Raw genomic sequence first — 5,659 nt, forward strand, 5'->3', positions numbered from 1 at the left:
AAACCCGCCTAATATTCGCCCCTCGCTGCACGACACAGCGCCGAAACGAAAGGGACGGCGGGGTGGTCGAGGCGGTGGAGAAGTAGATGTGGTGCGGGTTTCCAGCCGATTGGGTGGTAAGAAATCGGAAGGATGTCGCGGTAGAGTTGGCAGCGAGTTGAACGAAAAAATTTCTTCGGCAAGTTGTTGACAGCGACGAAAAAGCTCTGCATAATCTCGTTTCTCTGCTGCAGACAACGCAGCGACGCGATAAACAAAGTTGATCGCGAAGTTCTTTAACAAACAAACAGCCGATAAGTGTGGGCGCTTAATACTGGATGCGACGAACGCAAGTTCGTTAGCTTACAAGTAATGAAGTGCTCGCACAGAAGTAAGGTTTGAACGAAAGTTCAAGTCAGATTCTGAGAGTGAGCGACCGCTCGTAAAGAGCGAAAACAGCAGATTGAACTGAAGAGTTTGATCCTGGCTCAGATTGAACGCTGGCGGCATGCCTTACACATGCAAGTCGAACGGCAGCATGATCTAGCTTGCTAGATTGATGGCGAGTGGCGAACGGGTGAGTAATACATCGGAACGTGCCCTGTAGTGGGGGATAACTAGTCGAAAGATTAGCTAATACCGCATACGACCTGAGGGTGAAAGTGGGGGACCGCAAGGCCTCATGCTATAGGAGCGGCCGATGTCTGATTAGCTAGTTGGTGGGGTAAAGGCCTACCAAGGCGACGATCAGTAGCTGGTCTGAGAGGACGATCAGCCACACTGGGACTGAGACACGGCCCAGACTCCTACGGGAGGCAGCAGTGGGGAATTTTGGACAATGGGCGAAAGCCTGATCCAGCAATGCCGCGTGTGTGAAGAAGGCCTTCGGGTTGTAAAGCACTTTTGTCCGGAAAGAAATGGCTCTGGTTAATACCTGGGGTCGATGACGGTACCGGAAGAATAAGGACCGGCTAACTACGTGCCAGCAGCCGCGGTAATACGTAGGGTCCAAGCGTTAATCGGAATTACTGGGCGTAAAGCGTGCGCAGGCGGTTGTGCAAGACCGATGTGAAATCCCCGGGCTTAACCTGGGAATTGCATTGGTGACTGCACGGCTAGAGTGTGTCAGAGGGGGGTAGAATTCCACGTGTAGCAGTGAAATGCGTAGAGATGTGGAGGAATACCGATGGCGAAGGCAGCCCCCTGGGATAACACTGACGCTCATGCACGAAAGCGTGGGGAGCAAACAGGATTAGATACCCTGGTAGTCCACGCCCTAAACGATGTCAACTAGTTGTTGGGGATTCATTTCCTTAGTAACGTAGCTAACGCGTGAAGTTGACCGCCTGGGGAGTACGGTCGCAAGATTAAAACTCAAAGGAATTGACGGGGACCCGCACAAGCGGTGGATGATGTGGATTAATTCGATGCAACGCGAAAAACCTTACCTACCCTTGACATGCCACTAACGAAGCAGAGATGCATTAGGTGCTCGAAAGAGAAAGTGGACACAGGTGCTGCATGGCTGTCGTCAGCTCGTGTCGTGAGATGTTGGGTTAAGTCCCGCAACGAGCGCAACCCTTGTCTCTAGTTGCTACGAAAGGGCACTCTAGAGAGACTGCCGGTGACAAACCGGAGGAAGGTGGGGATGACGTCAAGTCCTCATGGCCCTTATGGGTAGGGCTTCACACGTCATACAATGGTGCATACAGAGGGTTGCCAAGCCGCGAGGTGGAGCTAATCCCAGAAAATGCATCGTAGTCCGGATCGTAGTCTGCAACTCGACTACGTGAAGCTGGAATCGCTAGTAATCGCGGATCAGCATGCCGCGGTGAATACGTTCCCGGGTCTTGTACACACCGCCCGTCACACCATGGGAGTGGGCTTTACCAGAAGTAGTTAGCCTAACCGCAAGGAGGGCGATTACCACGGTAGGGTTCATGACTGGGGTGAAGTCGTAACAAGGTAGCCGTATCGGAAGGTGCGGCTGGATCACCTCCTTTAAGAGCGTGCATCCGACGTTAGGCGTCCACACTTATCGGTTTGTTTGATGTTACAGCCAAGGGTCTGTAGCTCAGGTGGTTAGAGCACCGTCTTGATAAGGCGGGGGTCGTAGGTTCAAGTCCTACCAGACCCACCAAGTTATGGACGGTGGAAGTCTCTGCCGTGACTGGGGGATTAGCTCAGCTGGGAGAGCACCTGCTTTGCAAGCAGGGGGTCGTCGGTTCGATCCCGTCATCCTCCACCAAATCCTTGTGGCAGCTAAACGCAAGCATCGAGTCGTCGGTGTTTGCGTTTGGCTTTGCCAAGACGAGAGAAGTAACTCGGCTGTTCTTTAACAATATGGAATGTAGTAAAGGTGTCGCGGCGCGTTGATGAGGCGCGCAATTCAAACGCGACACTGGGTTGTGATTGTATCAACCAGTATTACCAGAGCAATCGAAAGATTGTCTTGGAATACGGCACAACGCGAGAACTCAGCCTATAGCGAGACATACTCGTTATAGGGTCAAGCGAATAAGTGCATGTGGTGGATGCCTTGGCGATCACAGGCGATGAAGGACGTAGTAGCCTGCGAAAAGCTGCGGGGAGCTGGCAAACAAGCTTTGATCCGCAGATATCCGAATGGGGAAACCCGGCCCGTATGGGTCATCCCTTGCTGAATACATAGGCAAGGGAAGCGAACGCAGTGAACTGAAACATCTAAGTAGCTGCAGGAACAGAAATCAACCGAGATTCCCAAAGTAGTGGCGAGCGAAATGGGATCAGCCTTGTACTCTTTAGCAGTATTGTTAGCGGAACGGAATGGAAAGTCCGGCCATAGCGGGTGATAGCCCCGTACGCGAAAACAGTATTGTGGAACTAGGTGTACGACAAGTAGGGCGGGACACGTGAAATCCTGTCTGAAGATGGGGGGACCATCCTCCAAGGCTAAATACTCGTGATCGACCGATAGTGAACCAGTACCGTGAGGGAAAGGCGAAAAGAACCCCGGGAGGGGAGTGAAATAGATCCTGAAACCGCATGCATACAAACAGTCGGAGCCTGGAAACGGGTGACGGCGTACCTTTTGTATAATGGGTCAGCGACTTACATTCAGTGGCAAGCTTAACCGATTAGGGAAGGCGTAGCGAAAGCGAGTCCGAATAGGGCGTTCAGTCGCTGGGTGTAGACCCGAAACCAAGTGATCTATCCATGGCCAGGTTGAAGGTGCGGTAACACGTACTGGAGGACCGAACCCACTAACGTTGAAAAGTTAGGGGATGAGCTGTGGATAGGGGTGAAAGGCTAAACAAACTTGGAAATAGCTGGTTCTCTCCGAAAACTATTTAGGTAGTGCCTCGTGTCTCACCTTCGGGGGTAGAGCACTGTCATGGTTGGGGGGTCTATTGCTGATTACCCCGCCATAGCAAACTCCGAATACCGAAGAGTGCAATCACGGGAGACAGACATCGGGTGCTAACGTCCGGTGTCAAGAGGGAAACAACCCAGACCGCCAGCTAAGGTCCCTAAATATTGCTAAGTGGGAAACGAAGTGGGAAGGCTAAAACAGTCAGGAGGTTGGCTTAGAAGCAGCCACCCTTTAAAGAAAGCGTAATAGCTCACTGATCGAGTCGTCCTGCGCGGAAGATGTAACGGGGCTAAGCAATATACCGAAGCTGCGGATGCACGTAAGTGCATGGTAGGAGAGCGTTCTGTAAGCCTGTGAAGGTGTCTTGTAAAGGATGCTGGAGGTATCAGAAGTGCGAATGCTGACATGAGTAGCGATAAAGGGGGTGAAAGGCCCCCTCGCCGTAAGCCCAAGGTTTCCTACGCAACGTTCATCGGCGTAGGGTGAGTCGGCCCCTAAGGCGAGGCAGAGATGCGTAGCTGATGGGAAGCAGGTTAATATTCCTGCACCGTCGTATGATGCGATGGGGGGACGGATCGCGGAAGGTTGTCCGGGTGTTGGATGTCCCGGTCCCTGCATTGGAGATGGCACTTAGGCAAATCCGGGTGCGTGATTCAAGGGTGTGGGGCGAGCGACTTTAGGTCGCGAAGCAATTGGAAGTGGTTCCAAGAAAAGCCTCTAAGCTTCAGTCATACGAGACCGTACCGCAAACCGACACAGGTGGGCGAGATGAGTATTCTAAGGCGCTTGAGAGAACTCGGGAGAAGGAACTCGGCAAATTGGTACCGTAACTTCGGGATAAGGTACGCCCTTGTAGTTTGACTAGCTCGCGCTAGAAGGACGAAGGGGTTGCAATAAAATGGTGGCTGCGACTGTTTAATAAAAACACAGCACTCTGCAAACACGAAAGTGGACGTATAGGGTGTGACGCCTGCCCGGTGCCGGAAGATTAAATGATGGGGTGCAAGCTCTTGATTGAAGTCCCGGTAAACGGCGGCCGTAACTATAACGGTCCTAAGGTAGCGAAATTCCTTGTCGGGTAAGTTCCGACCTGCACGAATGGCGTAACGATGGCCACACTGTCTCCTCCCGAGACTCAGCGAAGTTGAAGTGTTTGTGATGATGCAATCTCCCCGCGGCTAGACGGAAAGACCCCATGAACCTTTACTGTAGCTTTGCATTGGACTTTGAACCGATCTGTGTAGGATAGGTGGGAGGCTTTGAAACCGGGACGCTAGTTTCGGTGGAGCCGACCTTGAAATACCACCCTGGTTTGTTTGAGGTTCTAACCTTGGCCCGTGAATCCGGGTCGGGGACAGTGCATGGTAGGCAGTTTGACTGGGGCGGTCTCCTCCCAAAGTGTAACGGAGGAGTTCGAAGGTACGCTTGGTACGGTCGGACATCGTACCTAAAGTGCAATGGCAAAAGCGTGCTTAACTGCGAGACCGACAAGTCGAGCAGGTGCGAAAGCAGGACATAGTGATCCGGTGGTTCTGTATGGAAGGGCCATCGCTCAACGGATAAAAGGTACTCTGGGGATAACAGGCTGATACCGCCCAAGAGTTCATATCGACGGCGGTGTTTGGCACCTCGATGTCGGCTCATCTCATCCTGGGGCTGTAGCCGGTCCCAAGGGTATGGCTGTTCGCCATTTAAAGAGGTACGTGAGCTGGGTTTAAAACGTCGTGAGACAGTTTGGTCCCTATCTGCCGTGGGCGTTGGAATCTTGACGGGGGCTGCTCCTAGTACGAGAGGACCGGAGTGGACGTACCGCTGGTGTACCTGTTGTCTCGCCAGAGGCATCGCAGGGTAGCTATGTACGGAAGAGATAACCGCTGAAAGCATCTAAGCGGGAAACTTGCCTGAAGATGAGGATTCCCTGGAGACTTGATCTCCCTGAAGGGTCGTTCGAGACCAGGACGTTGATAGGCTGGGTGTGGAAGCGCAGTAATGCGTTCAGCTAACCAGTACTAATTGCCCGTGCGGCTTGATCCTATAACCGGTATGTTTCCGGCTGGGTCTGCCTTGTGCCTGATACAAACTAAGCACAACCCCTACACACTACATTCCATATTGGCGGCGTTGACCCTCGGTCAGCGACGCGACAAGTCATAGCCTGGTGACCATAGCGAGTCGGTACCACCCCTTCCCATCCCGAACAGGACCGTGAAACGACTCCGCGCCGATGATAGTGCGGATTCCCGTGTGAAAGTAGGTCATCGCCAGGCTCTCCCTCTAAACACCCCAGCTACTCAAATAGCTGGGGTGTTTGCTTTTTACGGGTCGGTT

2 tRNA genes and 3 rRNA genes are annotated in these 5,659 nt (G+C 52.8%); all 5 read left to right on the forward strand.

Annotation, left to right across the window (positions count from 1 at the left end):
• The first annotated feature begins 444 nt into the window (after positions 1-444).
• Positions 445-1,982 (forward strand): 16S ribosomal RNA (locus R2N03_RS20945).
• A 60-nt stretch (positions 1,983-2,042) separates the two neighbouring features.
• Positions 2,043-2,119, forward strand: a tRNA-Ile gene (locus R2N03_RS20950).
• 32 nt (positions 2,120-2,151) lie between these two features.
• Positions 2,152-2,227: transfer RNA gene (locus R2N03_RS20955), tRNA-Ala, on the forward strand.
• 259 nt (positions 2,228-2,486) lie between these two features.
• Positions 2,487-5,365 (forward strand): 23S ribosomal RNA (locus R2N03_RS20960).
• A gap of 120 nt (positions 5,366-5,485) precedes the next feature.
• A 5S ribosomal RNA gene (rrf, locus tag R2N03_RS20965) occupies positions 5,486-5,598 on the forward strand.
• Together the 16S, 23S and 5S rRNA genes with 2 tRNA genes alongside form the textbook arrangement of a ribosomal RNA operon.
• Positions 5,599-5,659: the final 61 nt, after the last annotated feature.

It is taken from the genome of Ralstonia condita, assembly GCF_958405655.1.
Taxonomy (GTDB): domain Bacteria; phylum Pseudomonadota; class Gammaproteobacteria; order Burkholderiales; family Burkholderiaceae; genus Ralstonia; species Ralstonia condita.